The sequence below is a fragment of the Zoogloea oryzae genome, from assembly GCF_030161255.1.
GTDB lineage: Bacteria > Pseudomonadota > Gammaproteobacteria > Burkholderiales > Rhodocyclaceae > Zoogloea > Zoogloea oryzae.
Map to the genome: position 1 here is coordinate 57,833 of NZ_BSPX01000011.1, position 17,294 is coordinate 75,126.

The window sequence follows — 17,294 nt, forward strand, 5'->3', positions numbered from 1 at the left end:
TTCCGGTTCTGACTAAATAAACGAGGGAGAACAACCATGACCAGACCTTTCAAGATTCTCGGCGTCCAGCAGATCGCCATCGGCGGCCCGTCCAAGGATCGCCTGCGCACCCTGTGGGTGGACATGTTCGGTCTCGAGATCACCGGCAACTTCAAGTCGGAGCGCGAGAACGTGGACGAGGACATCACCGCCATGGGCAAGGGCCCGTTCAAGGTCGAGGTCGACCTGATGCAACCCCTCGACCCCGAGAAGAAGCCCGCCGTGCACACCACCCCGCTCAACCACGTGGGCCTGTGGGTGGATGACCTGCCGAAGGCCGTCGAGTGGCTGAGCGCCAATGGCGTGCGCTTTGCGCCGGGCGGCATCCGCAAGGGCGCGGCCGGTTTCGACATCACCTTCCTGCACCCCAAGGGCAACGAGGAGTTCCCCATCGGCGGTGAAGGCGTGCTGATCGAGCTGGTCCAGGCGCCGCCGGAAGTGGTGGACGCCTTCGCCAAACTCGCGGGCTGATCGCCCCGAAGGGACAGATAACCGTCCCGGCACCCCCACGGCGCGGGAAAACGAATACCATTCGCATTCCCGCGCCATCCAATCAGATTGAAGCCATGAATCACTCCAGCCAGGCCCTGGCTGCACGCCTCGTTCGCCTGCTGCTGCTCTGTCTGGCCATTGCCGGATATCTCGCCGCATCGGTGGCCAGCGCCGCCCGCAACGAAACCGACTGGGACGGCGATCCGGTGACGCGTTTCCGGGCCAGCCTCAGTCAGGCCGAGCTCATGTGGCTGGATGCCCACCCCGAACTGCGGGTCGGCAACGGGCCCGACCACCAACCCTTCTATTCATGGCGCGACAAGCGCTACACCGGCCCCAGCGCCGACTACCTCGAGCTCCTCAGCCGGCGCACCGGGCTGCGCTTCACGTTCACCCGTTACGACGACTTCCCCAGCGCGCTGCAGGCCCTGGAGCACGGCAAGGTGGATATCATCCCCACCCTCACCCCCACCGAATCGCGTCGGCGCAAGTTCCTGTTCACCGGCGGCTACCTGCACTCCCCGCCCATCATCGTCACCCGCAGCGGTAACGGCGCGGTCGCCCTGCCGGGCAACCTGGAAGGCATCCGGATCGCCATCGAAAAAGGGCATGCATCCCTCGACGTCCTGACGCGCAGCCGCCCCAAGGCCATCTTCGTCGAAACCGCCACCTCGGCCGACGCCCTGCGTGCCGTCTCCAATGGCGACGCTGACGCCTACGTGGGCATGCTGGCGGTCGCCCATTTCTACATCGAGCAGCTCGGGCTGGCCAACCTGCAGGTGCGCCAGCGCTTCGACGCCGACCTCTCGGCGCTGGCCGTCGCGGTGAGCAACACCCAGCCGACGCTGATGGGCATCCTGCAAAAGGCAATGCGTTTCATCAGCGAGGAAGAGGGCAAGGCGCTGGTGCGCCGCTACCTGCCCCCGGGCGACGGCATTCCCGGCGTGTCCTTCCAGCTCACCGCGGCCGAACAGGCCTGGCTGCTCGGCCACGGGCCGGTGCGGATGGGCTACGACCAGGCCTTCTATCCCCTCAGCTACACCAACCGCCACCATCAGGCCGAGGGCTACTCCATCGAGCTGTTCCGGCTCCTGCGCGACAAGGCCGGACTCACCGTCAACGAGACCGCCGGCCCGTGGTCATCGGTGCTCAAGAGGGCTTTCGGCGGCGACGTGGACGTGCTGGTGGCCGTCGCCAACACCCCCGAACGCCGCGAGCACCTGCACTTCATCGGCCCCTATCTGTCATCCCCCACCGCCATCGTCACCCGCAGCAACTTCCAGCAGGTGTGGGATCTGGCCAGCTTCACCGGGCGCAAGCTGGCCCTGCTGAAGGATCACTTCCTGATCAACCGCATCCGCAGCGCCTATCCCAGCATCCAGTTGATCGAGGTGACCACCCAGGAGGAAGCCCTCAGCCTGGTGGCCGCCGGCTCGGCCGACGTGGCCATCGGCAACCTCCACGCGGTCAATCGGCTCATCCAGTCGCGCTTTCTCGGCACCCTCTACATCGCCGGCCACGTGCCCGACGGCGACAGCGAGCTGTACTTCGGCGTCACCAAAGACGCCCCCGAGCTCGCCGCCATCCTGCGCCGGGCGCTCGAGTCGGTCACGCCCACCGACATCGCCACCGCCAAGAACCGCTGGCTCGACACGGTGTACAACCCCGGCCAGCCAAGCACACCGATCACCACCATCCAGCCGCTGCACCTGTGGCTCGGCCTCGCCCTTGCGGCCGGCTGCCTCCTCCTGGGGTTCGGGCTGACCCGCGAGCGCCTCGCCCGCCGCGAGACCGACGCGCGCCTGACTGCGCTCACCCGCGCCCTCGCCCCCCTCAACCAGAACCTCGGCCGCGATGCCGCCGCCCTGCAGCGGGCGCTGATGGACGACGACCCCGCCCTCGCCATCGACCTCGCCGGGCTCATCCAGACCACCCAGCACGGGCTCGAAGCCGCGCTTCGCGACGCCGTAAACGGCAAACCGCCGGCGGACACCTGACAGGCATCCGCCGGCGGCCTGGCTGACACGCCGCTACAGCGTCCGCGCCTGGAAGGTGTTGCAGGCGTTCAGCTGACCCGACTCCATCCCGCGCCGGAACCACCGCACCCGCTGCTCCGCCGAGCCGTGGGTGAAACTATCGGGCACCGCATAGCCCTGGGCCTGCTTCTGCAGGCTGTCATCGCCGATCGCCGTGGCGGCACGCAGCGCCTCGTCCACGTCGCCGGCTTCGAGGATGCCCCGGGCCGCGTCGGCGTTCTTCGCCCACACCCCGGCCAGGCAGTCGGCCTGCAGCTCGAGCCGCACCGACAGCGCATTGGCTTCCCGCTCGCTGGCGCGCTCCCGCGCGGCCTGCACCTTCTCCGAAATCCCCAGCAGGTTCTGCACGTGGTGGCCCACCTCATGGGCGATCACGTAGGCCTGGGCAAAGTCGCCCGGCGCCTTGAAGCGGGTCTTCAGCTCCTGGTAGAAGGCCAGGTCGATGTACACCTTGCGGTCGGCCGGGCAATAGAACGGCCCCATCGCCGCCTGCCCCACCCCGCAGGCTGTGCGGGTGGCGCCGGTGAACAGCACCAGCGTCGGCTCGACGTATTCCTTTCCGCCGGCGCGGAAAAGCTGGGTCCAGGTGTCTTCGGTCTCGGCCAGCACGTGGCGGATGAACACCGTCTCCGCATCATTGGCCGGCGGCCCCGCGGGGCGCGACGCGCTGGGCGCCGGTGCCTGCACCGCCTGGTTCAGCACGACGCTCGGATCGACCCCGAAATACATCGCCACCAGCGCCAGCACGATCGTGCCCAGGCCGATCCCCCGCCCGCCGATGGGCAGACCGCCGCCACCTCCGCCGCGCCGGTCCTCGACGTTGCTACTCTCCCGGCTGTTGTCGAAACGCATCGATGTTCCTTTTTGGATGAGGGGTCAACAATAATCGGGGCGCCACCCCGGCGCGAGGAAGCCCGCCACCCGCGCCCTTTCCGACACACAAAGTCACGCATCCGATGACAGGCTGCCGCGCAGCAGCGCCGCCTCGGGCCGGTTGATTTTTTTGCGTCGCAACATTTTCCTTGTGTCGCCTTGCCATTATCGCTATAGTGCTCGGTCCGGTGCAAAGCGGTTCGCACCGAGTCACATCGTCCCTGACCTTCTATATCTCCCGTATTCGACGAGAGGTTGTCCTGATCGGTTAGTGCCGATATGCCAGTCAGGCAGCCTTATTGTTGCGCGCACATCCTGCGCCGCGACGCGTTGCCGTTTTTTCTTCGCGGGCACCGCATCCGCAGTACAAAGATAAAGGAAGCGAACATGGATTTCGCCAGCCTCGGCCTGTCCGAGAACATTGTCAAAGCCGTCAACGAAGCCGGCTATACCGACCCCACCTCCGTTCAGCAAGCCGCCATCCCTGCCGCTCTCGCCGGCAAGGATCTCGTCGTCTCCAGCCAGACCGGCTCCGGCAAGACGGCCGCCTTCATGCTGCCCTCCCTCGAGCGTCTGACCACCGAGCCGACCATCAAGGCCCGCGGCCCCCGCGTGCTGGTGCTCACCCCGACCCGCGAACTGGCCGTGCAGGTCACCGAAGCCACCAAGCGCTACGGCAAGAACCTGCGCTACGCCAAGGCCGTCAGCGTCGTCGGCGGCATGCCCTACCCGGTGCAGAACAAGCTGCTGTCCAGCCCCTATGAGATCCTCGTGGCCACCCCCGGCCGCCTGATGGACCAGATGAACAGCGGCCGCATCGACTTCGCCCGCCTCGAGATCCTGATCCTCGACGAAGCCGACCGCATGCTCGACATGGGCTTCGTGGACGACATCGAGGCCATCTGCGCCAAGCTGCCCGCCAGCCGCCAGACCCTGTTCTTCTCCGCCACCCTCGACGGTCAGGTCGCCCGCATGATGCAGCGCCTGCTGAAGGATCCCGAGCGCATCGAGATCGATTCCGCCCAGACCCGCCACGAGAACATCGAACAGCGCCTGATGGTCGCCGATGACATCGGCCACAAGAACCGCCTGCTCGACGGCCTGCTGCGCGATGTCGGCGTGGATCAGGCCATCGTGTTCACCGCCACCAAGCGTGACGCCGACGCCCTGACCCTCAACCTCGAGTCCATGGGTCACTCGGTTGCCGCCCTGCACGGCGACATGAACCAGCGCATGCGCACCCGCACCCTGGATCAACTCCGTCGCGGCCACCTGCGCGTGCTGATCGCCACCGACGTTGCCGCCCGCGGCATCGACGTGCGCACCATCAGCCACGTGATCAACTACGACCTGCCCAAGGTTGCCGCCGACTACGTCCACCGCATCGGCCGCACCGGCCGCGGCGGCTCCAGCGGCATCGCCATCAGCCTGGCCGAGCGCCGTGACGTGCGCCTGCTGCGCGCCATCGAACGCTACACCCGCCAGCCGCTGGCCGTGCACACCCTGCCGGGCCTCGAGCCGCGCAGCACCATGCCCGCCGACGACCGCCGCCCCGGCGGCCCCCGTCGCGAAGGCGGCCGCAGCTTCGGCAACGCACCGCGTTTCGGCGACAAGCGTCCGTCCGCCGGCCACGGTGGCGCCCGTTTCGGCGACAAGCCCGCCGGCGGTTTCGGCGGTGGCCGTTTCGATCGCAACGAGCGTCGTGACGACACCCGTGGCGACAGCCGTCCGGCCAGCCCGTGGGCCGGCCGCAGCGAAGGCACCCGTGATTTCGGCGACAACCGTCGCACCGAATTCGCCGACCGTCCGCGTCACCCGGAACATCGCACCGAGTTCCCCCATGTTGCCAAGCGCAGCTCGACCCACCACAACGCCGGCAGCGGCTTTGGCGGTGGCCGCAGCGGCGACGGCGGCAAGCCGCGTGCCGGCCGCACCTTCAACCGCGACCGCTAAGTCGCGGCGGTAGCTGCAAGCCAGATCAAGGGACGTCCTCGGACGTCCCTTTTTTTCGTTCAAGCGCCCGCCCGCCAAGCGCGGGAAAGCCGTGAAAAAACCCCTCTTCTCCCGGGGTTGATTCCCCCCGCCCCGCCTATGATGAAAGTACGCATCCGAAGGCGCGGACATCCGTGCCTGTCCGCGCTCACACCAAAGGGGGAACAACCATGAAAATCACCAGTCCTGTCGTCGGCGAAATGGAAGTCTCGGCCGACCGCGTCATCGACTTTCCGGCCGGCCTGCCGGGCTTCGAGAACTGCCGCCAGTTCACCCTGGTGCATACCGCCGACACCGATGCGCCCAAGCTGTTCGTGCTCCAGTGCCTGGACGATCCCCAGGTCGCCTTCACCGTCACCACGCCGGACATCCTCGGCCTCAACTACGAATTCACCCTCGGCGATGACGAGGTCGCCGCCCTTCAGCTGGGCAGCGCCGACGACGCCAGCGTGCTGCTGATCGTCAGCCGCGGCGAAGGCGCCTCGCCGGTGCGCGCCAACGTGATGGCTCCGCTGGTGCTCAACACCGCCACCCGTCGTGGCCTGCAGAAGATCATCGGCAAGGTGGACGCCAGCGTCACCCTCAAGGCCATCGGCTGATCCCGCCGCCAGCTGATGTGACAAGGGCGCCACCAGGGCGCCCTTTTTCGTTGCGGCCAGCCGCGCTCAGTAGAGCAGGAAGGGCCGCCGGGTTTCGTCCCATTCGCGCTCGTCGGCCAGGGCCAGGGCGTCGAGATCGCCCGGGCGCGAGTTGCGGTCGTCCACCCACTCGCGCAGGATCTCCGAGCCGTTGATGAGGTCGATCGCCAGCCGGTCGTGCTCGTACTCGTAGGGAAAATCGCGCCACAGGGGGTAATCCCGGCGCAGGTGGCGGATGGCCTTGAAGGCCAGGGCCTGAACGCGCCACGGGCGGAAGGCCTGGTGGTTATAGTGGAGCGGATCTTCCACGTGGATCTGCACGCCGTTGCACAGCTTGCCGGCGTGCTTGTGGAAAGTGGGCTCGAACCAGCATTCGCGCAGCTTGCAGCCGGCCAGCCACTTGGGGGCGATGGTTTCCATGTGGGCGATGATCTGGCGGGCGTCGAGATCGGGCGCGCCGAACAGCTCCAGCGGCCGGGTGGTGCCGCGGCCTTCCGAGAGCGTCGTGCCTTCCAGCATCACCGTGCCGGCGTAGGCGCGGGCCATCGACAGGTTGGGCGCGTTGGGGCTTGGGTTGATCCAGCTGCGCTCGGCGAGCGGCCAGCCGTAGCCCGGCGCGGCCTCGGGCTCCCAGCCCTGCATCGCGATCACCTCGCACTCCACATCCAGCTTGAGGGTGGCGATGAACCACTTCGCCAGCTCGCCCATCGTCATGCCGTGGCGCATGGGCAGCGGGCCGGCGCCCACGAAGCTCTCCCAGCCGGGCTGGAGCAGCGTGCCTTCAATCGGGCGGCCGGCGGGGTTCGGGCGATCCAGCACCCACACCGCCTTCTTGTGCTTCGCGGCGGCCTCCAGCACGTAGCGCAGGGTGGTGATGAAGGTGTAGATGCGGCAGCCGAGGTCCTGCAGATCCACCAGCAGCACGTCGAAGCGGTCGAGCATAGTGGCCGTCGGGCGGCGCACCTCGCCGTACAGGCTGAACACCGGAATCCCGTGCTGGGGATCGAAGTAGTCGGGCGACTCGACCATGTTGTCCTGCTTGTCACCGCGCAGGCCGTGCTGGGGGCCGAAGGCGGCGGTGATATGCAGGTCGCGCAGGGCCATCAGGGCATCGAGGGCGTGGGTCAGGTCGCGGGTGACGGAGGCCGGGTGGGCGAGCAGCGCCACGCGTTTGCCGGCCAGCGGCTTGCGCAGGGCGGGGTCGGCGAGCAGACGGTCGAGGCCGAATTGGATCATGGGTTCACAGCTTTCAGGGCGAGGGCAAAGCCGTCGCGATGGTGGAAATCGGGCTGGGCGGCGGGATGGCGCAGGGCCCAGTAAGCATGGCTGCCATCGGCGTGCTCGACGACGGCGGTGAGGCCGACGACGAGATCGCCCGGCGGTAACTGTTCGACGCTCAGGGTGACGTCCAGTTCCAGCCCGGCGTCGGTGCGGCGGGTTTGGATGCGCGGCGCGGGGCTGGCCGGCGACGCAATGCGCTGCCGGTAATCCGCAAAATCGAAGCGCATCCACTGCCCATTGGGCGAGAAGTTGAACTCCCGGTAGCCCGCCGCGCCGGCCTCGGCGACGAACAGCTCGAAGCAGGTGTGGGCCCACAGGCGCTCGGGCGGCAGCGGCGTGGCCGCGTCAGGCACGCGCAGCGCGGCGAGGTCGCCGTCGAGGCAGTAACGGATGACCAGCCCGTCCGGGCCGGCGGCCAGCGTCACGGAGATGCCGCTCACCGCGCCGTCCGGCAGCGCCGGGTGGCAGACGAGGGAGCGCAGTTCGAGCGGTTCGGTCGGGAACACGGCAGCGGGCATGGTGTCGGATCGAGATCGGGCGGCCCGGCAGTTTAGCCGGTCTCGCCCGACACGTTAAACTCCGCAACCCTCTCAGTTTGTAATCCGCCCCGCCCCATGTCCGCCACCGCGCCCGCCCTGCGCAGCCTGCCCGACCGCCTCCGCCAGATCGCCCTGTTTGAAGTGGGCGGGCTGCTGCTCATCACGCCGCCCTTCGTGTGGCTGTCCGGCGTTCCGCCGAAGGAATCCCTCACCCTGCTGGCCGTGCTGGCGCTGATGGCGGCCGTGTGGAACGGCGTCTACAACAGCAGCTACGACTGGATCGAAGGCCGCCTCACCGGCCGCACCGCCGACCGCCGCCCGTGGCCGCTGCGCATCCTCCACGCGGCCGGCTTCGAAGGCGGGCTGCTGCTCATGACCCTGCCGGTGATCGTCTGGTGGACCACCATGGGCTGGATCGAGGCGCTGGTGGCCGACCTGGGCCTCGCCGCCGCCTACACCGCCTACGCCTTCGTCTTCAACGTGGCCTACGACCGCCTCTTCCCCATCGAACCCCGCGCCCACTGAGCGCACATCCAACCCCGGAGCCCCGCCATGCCCACCACCACCCTCACCATTTCCGGCATGCAGTCGGACGAATGCCTGCGCACCGTGATGAACGCCATCCAGGATCTGCCCCACATCGGCTACGTGGAGGTCTCCCTCGAAACCGGCCACGCCGAGATCGAGCACGGCACGCTGGTATCCGAAGGCGACATCCGCGCCGCCATCGAAGACGCCGGCTTTCCCACCCGCTGACGCCCCCGAACCTGCAGGTCGGACGTCAGTCCGACATCGCCCCCACCTCACCCGCACGAATCCCCAGCAGCGCACCCCGACCTTGTAGGTCGGACTTCAGTCCGACATCGGGGCTTCGATCCGACGGTGTTGTCGGACTGAAGCCCGACCTACAAGACCTCAGCCCGCGCGCCTGCACCGGGCTCGGCAGCTATAATCCGCGCCTTCACCACCGCCGGGATCGCGCCGTGTCCGACCGCCTGAAAGTTCTTCCCCAATACCTCATCCCCAAGCAGGCGCTCACCATCCTGGCCGGCAAGCTGGCCAGCGCAAAGGCCGGCGGGCTCACCACCTCGGTCATCCGCTGGTTCGTAGGGCGCTACGGGGTGAACATGGCGGAAGCCGCCAACCCGGACATCGCCAGCTACCCGAGCTTCAACGAATTCTTCACCCGTCCGCTCAAGGCCGGCGCGCGGCCCTTTGCCAGCGCCGACTACCTGTGCCCGGTGGATGGCGCCATCAGCCAGTTTGGCCGCATCGAGCGCGACCAGATCTTCCAGGCCAAGGGCCACAGCTACTCCACCACCGCGCTGGTGGGCGGCGATCGGGATCTCGCCCTGTGGTTCCACGACGGCGAGTTCGCCACGCTCTACCTCAGCCCGCGGGATTACCACCGCATCCACATGCCCTGCGACGGCCGCCTCACGCGGATGATCTACATCCCCGGCGAGCTCTTCTCGGTCAATCCGACCACTGCCCGCGGCGTGCCCGGCCTGTTCGCCCGCAACGAGCGGGTGGTGTGCGTCTTCGAGAACGACGAGACCGGCCCCTTCGTGCTGGTGCTGGTGGGCGCCACCATCGTCGGCAGCATGGCCACCGTGTGGCACGGCCAGATCAACCCGCCGCGCCCCGGCACCATCAAGGAATGGGACTACGCCCCCGGCCAGGTCACGCTTAAAAAGGGCGACGAGATGGGCCGCTTCCTGCTGGGCTCCACCGTCGTCATGCTCTTCCCCAAGGGGCGCCTCAGCTTCAACCCCGACTGGTCGCCCACCCGCGCGATCCGCATGGGCGAGGCGATGGGCCGCCGCGCCTGACCCCGAGCATCCTGTAGGCCCTGTAGGTCGGACTTCAGTCCGACAACACAGCCAGACCAGCGCGATGATGTCGGACTGAAGTCCGACCTACAGAAGCGCGAACCACCGGAGCCCTGCCGATGCGCCTGCCCGCGCTGCCCCTCATCGTCGTCGCCCAGCTCTTCGGCACGTCCCTGTGGTTCTCGGCCAACAGCGCCGGCGCCGATCTCATGCGCGCCTGGCAGCTCCAGCCGTCCGATCTCGGCCAGCTCACCAACGCGGTGCAGCTGGGCTTCATCGCCGGCACCCTCGGCTTTTCCCTCTCGGGCCTCGCCGACCGCTTCGCGGCGAGCCGCATCTTTGCCGTCTGCGCGATCCTCGGCGCGCTGGCCAACGCCGCCTTCGCGCTGCTGGCCGACGGCCTCGGCGCCGCGCTGCCCCTGCGCTTCTTCGTGGGACTGGCGCTGGCCGGGGTCTACCCGCTGGGGATGAAGCTGGTGGTGAGCTGGGTGCCCCAGCAGGCCGGCGCGGCGCTGGCGTGGCTGGTGGGCATGCTCACCCTCGGCACCGCGCTGCCCCACGGGGTGCGCTTTCTCGACACGGGCTGGGGCTGGCAGGCCACGGTGCTGGTGTCGTCGGGCCTGGCGGTGCTGGCCGCCGGCCTCATCACCCTGCTGGGCGACGGCCCGCATCTGGTACGCAAGCCCGGCGCGCCACCGCTGCGCCTGGGCCGGGTGATCGTCGCCTTCTTCGAGCCGCGCCTGCGCGCCTCGGCCGGCGGCTACTTCGGCCACCAGTGGGAGCTCTACGCCTTCTGGACACTCGTGCCGCTGCTCGTCGGGCAGGTGACGCAGGGTGCCGTGTCGGGCCCGTCCTTCGCAGTGATCGGCATCGGCGCCGCCGGCTGCGTGGCGGGCGGTTTCCTCAGCCGGCGCATCGGCAGCGCCCGGGTGGCGGCCATCGCGATGGCGGTTTCCGCCCTGTGCTGCGCAATCTACCCCTTCCTCACGGGCAGCCCGGAATGGCTGCTGGGGGTGGTGATGCTGGTGTGGGGCGCCAGCGTGGTGGCGGATTCGCCGCACTTCTCGGCGCTCTCGGCCCGCGCCTGCCCGCCGGAGATCGTGGGCAGTGCGCTGGCCTTCCAGAACGCCATCGGCTTTGCGATCACCATGGGTTCCATCGCCCTCACCACCCGCCTGTGGCCCACGCTGCATGAGCAGGTGGCGTGGCTCCTCCTGCCCGGCCCGCTGCTGGGCCTCGTCGCCCTGTGGCCGCTGGTCAGGCAGGGAGGCGCAGAATCCGCACCGCCCCCGCCAGCACCATCGCGCCGATGAGGCTGCCGATCAGCCAGTCGGGCCATTGGGCGCCGGTCCACGCCACCAGTGCCCCGGCCGCGATCACCCCCAGGTTGGCCAGCACGTCGTTGGCCGAGAAGATGTAGCTCGCCTTCATGTGGGCGCCGCCGTCCCGGTGCCGCGCCACCCTCAGCAGGCAGGCCACGTTGGCCACCAGCGCCAGCACCGACACCCCCATCATCGCCCCGGCGAGGGGCTCCGCGCCGTGGGCGATGTGCTGCGCCACCTGCCCGAACAGCCCCACCGCCAGCGCCAGCTGCAAAACCCCGGCGAGCCGCGCCGCCTTCGCCTGCACCTGCGCGCCGCGCCCCACCGCGTAGAGCGCCGTGCCATACACCGCGGCATCGGCAAACATGTCGAGGCCGTCGGCCAAGAGGCCCGACGAATCCGCCCACCAGCCCGCCACCACCTCGATCACGAACATCACCCCGTTGATCGCCAGCAGCCACCACAGGCTGCGCCGCTCGGCGGCCGGGTCGGACGCCGGGGCCGCAGGCATCGGCGCGGTGGCCGGGCCGCTGTCGACGAGCTCGGCGCCCATCCCCAGCTTCTGCAGCCGCCCCAGCACCACGCCCGCCGGCACCGCGTGATCCACTACCAGCGAGCGCCCCGGCAGATCAAAGCGCAGCCCCTGGGCCAGCCCGCCCAGCGCGGCGCGGATCTGCACCTCCTCCGACGGACAATCCATCCCCGGCACCCGGAAGGTCGACCGGAAACGCGCCGCACCCGTCGCCGGCTCACCGGCCGGCACCTGAGCCGACACCCCACCCTGCGGCCCGCAGCCGCAACCCGCCGAACACGACGCGCCGTCCTTCATCCCGCACCTCCGCAATCCAGTCGTCCGATGGTAGCCTCATCGACTGCACCGCAGCAAAGGCCCGCCCCATGTCCAGCATCCCCATCCGCTACGTCGAACCCGTCTTCCGCCCGCCCTCCGAGGCCCAATCGCTGATCCTGCCCGTCACCGACGGCTGCTCCTGGAACCACTGCACTTTCTGCGAGATGTACACCGCCCCGCAAAAGGCCTTCCGCGCCCGCAGCCAGGACGAGGTGCTCGAAAGCATCCGCCGCACCGGCCAGCTGTACGGCGACCAGGTCCGCCGCGTCTTCCTGGCCGACGGCGACGCGCTGGTGCTCCCCACCCGCCGCCTGCTGGCCATCCTCGACGCCATCCGCCAGCACATGCCGGCGGTGCATCGCGTCTCCAGCTACTGCCTGGCGCGCAACCTCAAGAAGAAGACGGTGGAAGAACTCGCCCAGCTCCGCGCCGCCGGGCTGGCAATGGTGTATCTCGGCGCCGAATCCGGCGACGACACGGTGCTCGAAAAGGTGAACAAGGGCGAAACCTTCGACTCCACCCGCAGCGCCCTCGACAAGCTCGGCGAGGCCGGCATCACCCGCTCGGTGATGATCCTCAACGGCCTCGGCGGGCAGGTCTATTCCGCCCAGCACGCCGACAACTCCGCCCGCCTCGCCAACGCCACCCAGCCGGAGTACCTGTCCACGCTGGTGGCGAGCTTCCCCAAGGGCGAAGCGCGCTTCCGCGAGGGCTTTGCGGAGTGGGAGCCGCTGGACCAGCCCGGCCTCTTCCACGAGATGGAACGCTTCCTCAGCCAGCTGGAGCTACGCCGCACGGTGTTCCGCTCCGACCACGCCAGCAACTGGCTGGTGCTCAAGGGCACCCTGGGTGCGGACAAGGAAAAGCTGCTCGCTCAGGTGCGGCAAGCCATCGCCGACCCCGGCGACGCCCACCTGCGCCCGGCGTGGGCACGGGGGTTGTAGCGTCTCCGTAGGTCGGACTGACGCCCGACCCACAGGGCGGTGGGTGATTTTTCATCGACGGAGAGTGATTGCCACCCTCCGCCGCCTAATTTTCAGGCGACGCTGCCTCATTTTTGAGCGACCGAGGGTCTCCGTTACCCCCTCGCGGATCAACCTGTAGGTCGGACTTCAGTCCGACAACACGGGTTGATGAGCGAGGGGGAAATGTCGGACTGAAGTCCGACCTACAGGGGTGGGGGGCTGCCTTCTCCCGCCTCGCCGATCTGCGTGCGCAGCTTTTCCAGCACATCGGCCTCGGTGCGCACCTTGAAGAAGGCGCCGGCTTCGTCGGCGCGTTCTTCGAGCACCTGGCAGTGGGCAAACACGGCCTGGCGGAGTTGCTGGGCGGACCAAGGGAGGAAGAGCTCGCCTTCGACCAGATCGCGCTGGAAGAAGGTGACGATGGTGCCGTGCAGGCGCATCACGTCGTCGGGGCGGCGGGCGCTCATCACGATGCAGCCGGGGTAGCGGGCCTCCAGTGCGGCGGCGTGTTCGGCCTGGGCTTCGGCGTCGCCCACGTGGTCGATCTTGTTGAATACGCGGATGCGGGGCACTTCGTCGGCGCCGATCTCGGCGAGCACGGTGTCGGTCACTTCCAGCTGACGTTCGAAGCCGGGGTCGCTGGCGTCGATCACGTGGAGCAGCAGCTCGGCCTCAAGCGCTTCATCCAGCGTAGATTTGAAGGACGCAACGAGGCCGTGGGGCAGGTTCTTGATGAAGCCGACGGTGTCGCTCACCAGCACGCGGGGCACGCTCTCGGGGTAGAGGACGCGGACGGTGGTGTCGAGGGTCGCGAAGAGCTTGTTGGCCACCAGCACCTCGCTGCCGGTGAGGGCGCGCATCAGGGTGGATTTGCCGGCGTTGGTGTAGCCCACCAGCGCCACGCTGGCGAGGCCGCGGCTGCCCTGGCGGCGGGCGCGCTGGGTCTTGCGCTCGGCGTCCATGGCGATGATCTCCTGCTGGAGCTCGGCGATGCGGTCGCGGATCTTGCGGCGGTCGAGCTCGGTGAGGGATTCACCCGCCCCACGGCCACCGCCGCCGCCCCGCTGGCGCCCCTGGGAGCCGGCCAGCTTGGCCATCTCGCGCAGGCGCGGGGCCATGTAGCCGAGGCGGGCGATCTCCACCTGGGCCTTGGCCGCGCGGGAGCGCGCGTTGCGGTGGAAGATCTCGAGGATGACCATGGTGCGGTCCATCACCTCGCAGCCCACCTCCACCTCCAGATTGCGCGCCTGGGAAGGCGACAGCTCGTGATCCACCAGCACGAACTCGATTTCGCGGCCGTCGTCGCCGGCCACGTAGTCGCGGACTTCCTGCCGCTTGCCGGCCCCCAGATAGGCCGCCGTGTCGAAGGTGGTGCGCTTCTGGACGAAGCTGTGGACGACCTGCAGGCCCAAAGTCTTGGCGAGTTCGCGCAGCTCGGTGAGCGAGGCGTCGAACTCGAAGTCGGGCACGGTGGGCAGCTGGACTGCGGCGATCACGGCGTAGATGGGGGTGTCTCGGGCTTCTGTTTGCATGCGGCGCGGGGCGTCTCTCGAATGGTCAAAAGTGGAGTGTACCCGCCATGGGGCCAGGGGCCGCGAAGTTCGTGGGGAAAGGCAGGAAGGATGGGGCCCCAGCCGCCCTGTAGGTCGGACTTCAGTCCGACATCCCCCTCCGATCCGGCCGCGTTGTCGGACTGAAGTCCGACCTACAGGGCCTACAGGGCCTGCATGACGTTCTACAATCCGCCGCATCCTCACACCCTGCATACCGCCATGTCCCTTCCGCGCCTTGCGCCCGGCATCGTCCCTGCCCTGATGGCGTGGATGCTGTACGGGCTGATCACCTTCGTCATCCAGTCGAGCAGCGGCATCTCGTATCTGGACTGGTTCAAGACGGCGGCCAATGCCTGGCGCACGGGGGTGCTGTCCCTCGCGGTGGGTAGCGTGGTCCTGCTGGGCTGGCTGGCCATCACCCGCTGGGATCACCTGTGGCGCGACCCGCGGCGGCTGCCGGTGACCGGGGTGATGAAGGCGGCGATGGGGTTCTGGTGGGCCGCCATCGCGCTGCGCCTGGCCGGCGTCGACTGGCAGGCCGTGCCCCTCGACCTGCTGCTGGCCGTCGTGGTGTCGGGGGTGCTGGTGGGCTTTGCGGAGGAGACGCTGTTCCGCGGCTTCGTGCTGCGCGCCCTGCGGGAGGGCGGCCGGGCAGAATCCAGCGCGGCGCTATGGACGGCTGTGTGCTTCGGCCTGTTCCACCTGCCCAACGTGCTGATGGGCACCGGCGCGGTGGGGGTGATCCAGGTGTTCCTCGCGGCCCTGAGCGGCAGCGTGCTGTACGTGTTCCGCCGCCACACCGGGCGCCTGTGGCCGGCGATGGTGGCCCACGGCGCGTGGGACATCTCGGCCTTCCTCGCCGGCGGCTATGCCCAGCCCTGGCTCACCGCCACCACCCTGCCCATGCTGGGCCTGTCGGTGCTGGTGGGCATCGTGGTGCTGGCGAGCATCGTGCGGGGCGATCGGCATGTGGTGATGCTCCCTTAACCCCAATACCGACCACCGCCCATGCCCCATCAGCAGATTCTCAGCTTCACCACCCGCCCCCGCGCCACCCGCGACATCACCGCCGACGTGGCCGCGGTGGTGCGCGCCGCCGGCATCGACTGCGGGCTGGCCCACGTCTTCGTGCAGCACACCAGCTGCTCGCTGCTCATCACCGAAAACGCCGACCCGGACGTGCGCCGCGACCTCGAAACCGTCTTCGCCCGCCTCGCCCCCGACGGCGACCCGGCCTACCGGCACGATCTGGAAGGCGACGACGACATGGCCGCCCACGCCCGCAGCGTGCTGTCGGACGTGAGCCTCACCGTGCCGGTGGGCGGCGGCCGCCTGCTGCTGGGCACCTGGCAGGGCATCTTCCTGTGGGAGCATCGGGCGCACGGCCACACCCGCAGCGTGGTGGTCACGGTGCTCCCGTGACGCCTGCCCGCCGGGCCAAACCCGGGGAAAACTGTCGCCGCGCTTTACACTGGGCGTGAAATATTTCACGGAACAATCACAAACCCCAGCGTTTTCACACACTTCCCATTTTGGGCACGCCGATTGCTCCAAACCCCTCGACGCATGAGGGGTATTCGTCGCACCCGTTCCCGCCTCGCCTGCAATCCTCTTGCGTCACCCGGTCTACCGGCGGGCTGTCGCCCTGCGCAGCCCCATCCATCAGCCAGGAGGAGAAACAAGAAAATGACGACACAGCCATCCCTGATGCAGCGGGTCTGCACTACCGCCCCGATCTGCCTTGCCCTGCTGTTCAGCGCAGACTGGGCTGCGGCCACGCCTGTGCACCTCGACGCCCAGCAGGTCACCATCACCGACGGGCTCAACGGCACCTGGCGCGTCACCAGCGAGCTGCGCATCACCTCCACCCCCGACCCGCACACCACGCCCGTCGGCGGCCTGTTCAGCTTCACCTCGCTCACCACCTTCACCGGCAACGCCACCTTCTACACACCGCTGTTCCTGCCCGGCACGCGCCAGGGCGGCGGCACGCCGGCCGCGGGGTCGGATCTCGACAACAGCGGCGTGTATGAAACCGACTGGCGCCTCGCCGGCCCCGCGGTCTTCGACTACTCCAAGCCCTGGAACGTCAGCATCACCTCGAACCGCTCGGTCTGGAACGCCGTCAAGGCCACGCTCCAGGCGAGCCTCGAGCCGACAGTCAGCATCGACGGCGTGGAAATATCCGGCGCGGGCTTTGGCGCCAACCTCGAACTCGTCCATGCGCCCAACAGTTCGCCCTCGTACCGGACCATCGCCGGCGCCAATCTGTTTGAACTGCTGCTCACGCCCACCAGCGACGGCATCGGCTTCTTCGCCTCCGGCGGCCAGATCCAGATCGACGGCTGGGCGCGGGATACCGCCCTGGGCCTGTCCACGCTCAGCTACGACAACCCCGTCTGGCTGAGCGGCGAAGGCTTTCTGGTGGACGACTTCACCCGCGCCAACGACCCAGGCATGCTCACCACCCGGGTGCTCGACGAGAACACCTCCGTTCCCGAGCCGGGCTCCCTGCTCCTCGCGCTGATGGGCAGCCTTGCATTGACCCGCATCGCCCGGCGCCCCATCCCGGCGCCCTGAACCACCCAGCCGGCGGATGGCGGACCCGCCGGCTGGCAAAGCGCAAACATGCCACAGCCTTCACGGACCCCGGGAAAGACGAGGTGCTATGCTCGCCGGGTTCGCCGTGAGGCCCCAGCGCCCCGGCTCATGCGTCTTCCGGAGTACCGTTCATGAGATCCGCCCAGAAATCCCCCCTGTCCCTGCGCCCGCTGGTCGTGGCCACCGCCCTCGCGCTGGCCGCCCCGGCCGTGCTGGCCCAGACGGCCGCCAAGCCGGCCCCTGTGACACCCGCCGCCGCAGCCAAGCCGGTGGTGACGCCC

General features: G+C 68.7%; 17 protein-coding genes. 12 read left to right on the forward strand and 5 right to left on the reverse strand.

Translation table 11 applies throughout. The features are described 5' to 3' along the window. Positions 1–36: 36 nt before the first annotated feature. Positions 37–510, forward strand: coding sequence for a VOC family protein (locus tag QQK25_RS05840; RefSeq protein WP_153160532.1), 474 nt, complete (start codon positions 37–39; stop codon positions 508–510). Positions 511–605: 95 nt separating this feature from the next. Continuing rightward, positions 606–2,528: a transporter substrate-binding domain-containing protein gene (locus tag QQK25_RS05845; protein ID WP_284187092.1), complete on the forward strand. Its 1,923-nt coding sequence runs from the start codon at positions 606–608 to the stop codon at positions 2,526–2,528. A 33-nt stretch (positions 2,529–2,561) separates the two neighbouring features. Here the strand turns inward: QQK25_RS05845 and ypfJ are convergent, their stop codons facing one another. Continuing rightward, positions 2,562–3,419 carry a KPN_02809 family neutral zinc metallopeptidase gene (gene ypfJ, locus QQK25_RS05850; protein ID WP_284187093.1) on the reverse strand — a complete coding sequence of 286 codons (858 nt, stop codon included), beginning with the start codon at positions 3,417–3,419 and terminating at the stop codon, positions 2,562–2,564. A 408-nt stretch (positions 3,420–3,827) separates the two neighbouring features. Here ypfJ and QQK25_RS05855 point away from each other — a divergent pair, with 408 nt between their 5' ends. Both QQK25_RS05855 and fliW read left to right on the forward strand, forming a co-directional pair. Further along, a complete protein-coding gene (locus QQK25_RS05855; RefSeq protein WP_153160535.1) occupies positions 3,828–5,393 on the forward strand; it encodes a DEAD/DEAH box helicase in 1,566 nt (521 codons plus the stop codon). 209 nt (positions 5,394–5,602) lie between these two features. Next, positions 5,603–6,031: a flagellar assembly protein FliW gene (gene fliW, locus QQK25_RS05860; protein ID WP_153160536.1), complete on the forward strand. Its 429-nt coding sequence runs from the start codon at positions 5,603–5,605 to the stop codon at positions 6,029–6,031. 66 nt (positions 6,032–6,097) lie between these two features. On the opposite strand, the gene QQK25_RS05865 is transcribed toward fliW, so the two are convergent. Further along, positions 6,098–7,306: an exo-beta-N-acetylmuramidase NamZ family protein gene (locus tag QQK25_RS05865; protein WP_284187094.1), complete on the reverse strand. Its 1,209-nt coding sequence runs from the start codon at positions 7,304–7,306 to the stop codon at positions 6,098–6,100. Next, positions 7,303–7,869: a DOMON-like domain-containing protein gene (locus QQK25_RS05870; protein ID WP_284187095.1), complete on the reverse strand. Its 567-nt coding sequence runs from the start codon at positions 7,867–7,869 to the stop codon at positions 7,303–7,305. Before QQK25_RS05870 ends, QQK25_RS05865 begins: the two co-directional genes overlap by 4 nt. Positions 7,870–7,965: 96 nt before the next feature. On the opposite strand from QQK25_RS05870, the gene QQK25_RS05875 reads away from it, so the two are divergent. From QQK25_RS05875 to QQK25_RS05890, 4 genes are all read left to right on the forward strand, one after another. Next, a complete protein-coding gene (locus QQK25_RS05875; RefSeq protein WP_153160539.1) occupies positions 7,966–8,415 on the forward strand; it encodes a PACE efflux transporter in 450 nt (149 codons plus the stop codon). A 27-nt stretch (positions 8,416–8,442) separates the two neighbouring features. Further along, positions 8,443–8,646, forward strand: a complete 204-nt coding sequence (locus tag QQK25_RS05880; RefSeq protein WP_153160540.1) for a heavy-metal-associated domain-containing protein — start codon at positions 8,443–8,445, stop codon at positions 8,644–8,646. A 227-nt stretch (positions 8,647–8,873) separates the two neighbouring features. Beyond that, positions 8,874–9,722, forward strand: coding sequence for an archaetidylserine decarboxylase (asd, locus tag QQK25_RS05885; RefSeq protein ID WP_284187096.1), 849 nt, complete (start codon positions 8,874–8,876; stop codon positions 9,720–9,722). Between the two features lie 119 nt (positions 9,723–9,841). Beyond that, entirely contained in the window at positions 9,842–11,035 is a 1,194-nt protein-coding gene (locus tag QQK25_RS05890; RefSeq protein ID WP_284187097.1) for an MFS transporter, read from the forward strand. On the opposite strand, the gene QQK25_RS05895 is transcribed toward QQK25_RS05890, so the two are convergent. After that, positions 10,980–11,873, reverse strand: a complete 894-nt coding sequence (locus QQK25_RS05895) for a cation efflux transmembrane domain-containing protein (protein ID WP_284187098.1) — start codon at positions 11,871–11,873, stop codon at positions 10,980–10,982. The genes QQK25_RS05890 and QQK25_RS05895 overlap by 56 nt on opposite strands. 68 nt (positions 11,874–11,941) lie before the next feature. On the opposite strand from QQK25_RS05895, the gene QQK25_RS05900 reads away from it, so the two are divergent. Then, a complete protein-coding gene (locus tag QQK25_RS05900) occupies positions 11,942–12,838 on the forward strand; it encodes a radical SAM protein (protein ID WP_284187099.1) in 897 nt (298 codons plus the stop codon). A 224-nt stretch (positions 12,839–13,062) separates the two neighbouring features. Here the strand turns inward: QQK25_RS05900 and hflX are convergent, their stop codons facing one another. Then, complete coding sequence (hflX, locus tag QQK25_RS05905) at positions 13,063–14,391, reverse strand: GTPase HflX (RefSeq protein WP_284187100.1); 1,329 nt, start codon at positions 14,389–14,391, stop codon at positions 13,063–13,065. A 240-nt stretch (positions 14,392–14,631) separates the two neighbouring features. Here hflX and QQK25_RS05910 point away from each other — a divergent pair, with 240 nt between their 5' ends. The 3 genes from QQK25_RS05910 (at position 14,632) to QQK25_RS05920 (ending at position 16,992) form a co-directional block, all read left to right on the forward strand. Further along, complete coding sequence (locus tag QQK25_RS05910; protein WP_284187101.1) at positions 14,632–15,399, forward strand: CPBP family intramembrane glutamic endopeptidase; 768 nt, start codon at positions 14,632–14,634, stop codon at positions 15,397–15,399. 21 nt (positions 15,400–15,420) lie between these two features. Continuing rightward, a complete protein-coding gene (locus tag QQK25_RS05915) occupies positions 15,421–15,834 on the forward strand; it encodes a secondary thiamine-phosphate synthase enzyme YjbQ (RefSeq protein ID WP_284187102.1) in 414 nt (137 codons plus the stop codon). Positions 15,835–16,098: 264 nt separating this feature from the next. Further along, on the forward strand, positions 16,099–16,992 hold the full coding sequence (locus tag QQK25_RS05920) for a hypothetical protein (RefSeq protein WP_284187103.1): 894 nt from the start codon (positions 16,099–16,101) through the stop codon (positions 16,990–16,992). Positions 16,993–17,294 lie beyond the last annotated feature (302 nt).

What these genes read in the sequence shown, in the direction of transcription:
- QQK25_RS05845 (WP_284187092.1), top strand. Translation starts at nt 606, where the DNA reads ATGAATCACTCCAGCCAGGCCCTGGCTGCACGCCTCGTTCGCCTGCTG.
- QQK25_RS05915 (WP_284187102.1), top strand. Translation starts at nt 15,421, where the DNA reads ATGCCCCATCAGCAGATTCTCAGCTTCACCACCCGCCCCCGCGCCACC.
- QQK25_RS05870 (WP_284187095.1), bottom strand. Translation starts at nt 7,869, where the DNA reads ATGCCCGCTGCCGTGTTCCCGACCGAACCGCTCGAACTGCGCTCCCTC.
- QQK25_RS05910 (WP_284187101.1), top strand. Translation starts at nt 14,632, where the DNA reads ATGTCCCTTCCGCGCCTTGCGCCCGGCATCGTCCCTGCCCTGATGGCG.
- QQK25_RS05880 (WP_153160540.1), top strand. Translation starts at nt 8,443, where the DNA reads ATGCCCACCACCACCCTCACCATTTCCGGCATGCAGTCGGACGAATGC.
- fliW (WP_153160536.1), top strand. Translation starts at nt 5,603, where the DNA reads ATGAAAATCACCAGTCCTGTCGTCGGCGAAATGGAAGTCTCGGCCGAC.
- QQK25_RS05865 (WP_284187094.1), bottom strand. Translation starts at nt 7,306, where the DNA reads ATGATCCAATTCGGCCTCGACCGTCTGCTCGCCGACCCCGCCCTGCGC.
- QQK25_RS05855 (WP_153160535.1), top strand. Translation starts at nt 3,828, where the DNA reads ATGGATTTCGCCAGCCTCGGCCTGTCCGAGAACATTGTCAAAGCCGTC.
- QQK25_RS05900 (WP_284187099.1), top strand. Translation starts at nt 11,942, where the DNA reads ATGTCCAGCATCCCCATCCGCTACGTCGAACCCGTCTTCCGCCCGCCC.
- QQK25_RS05895 (WP_284187098.1), bottom strand. Translation starts at nt 11,873, where the DNA reads ATGAAGGACGGCGCGTCGTGTTCGGCGGGTTGCGGCTGCGGGCCGCAG.
- ypfJ (WP_284187093.1), bottom strand. Translation starts at nt 3,419, where the DNA reads ATGCGTTTCGACAACAGCCGGGAGAGTAGCAACGTCGAGGACCGGCGC.
- QQK25_RS05840 (WP_153160532.1), top strand. Translation starts at nt 37, where the DNA reads ATGACCAGACCTTTCAAGATTCTCGGCGTCCAGCAGATCGCCATCGGC.
- QQK25_RS05875 (WP_153160539.1), top strand. Translation starts at nt 7,966, where the DNA reads ATGTCCGCCACCGCGCCCGCCCTGCGCAGCCTGCCCGACCGCCTCCGC.
- hflX (WP_284187100.1), bottom strand. Translation starts at nt 14,391, where the DNA reads ATGCAAACAGAAGCCCGAGACACCCCCATCTACGCCGTGATCGCCGCA.
- QQK25_RS05890 (WP_284187097.1), top strand. Translation starts at nt 9,842, where the DNA reads ATGCGCCTGCCCGCGCTGCCCCTCATCGTCGTCGCCCAGCTCTTCGGC.
- QQK25_RS05920 (WP_284187103.1), top strand. Translation starts at nt 16,099, where the DNA reads ATGACGACACAGCCATCCCTGATGCAGCGGGTCTGCACTACCGCCCCG.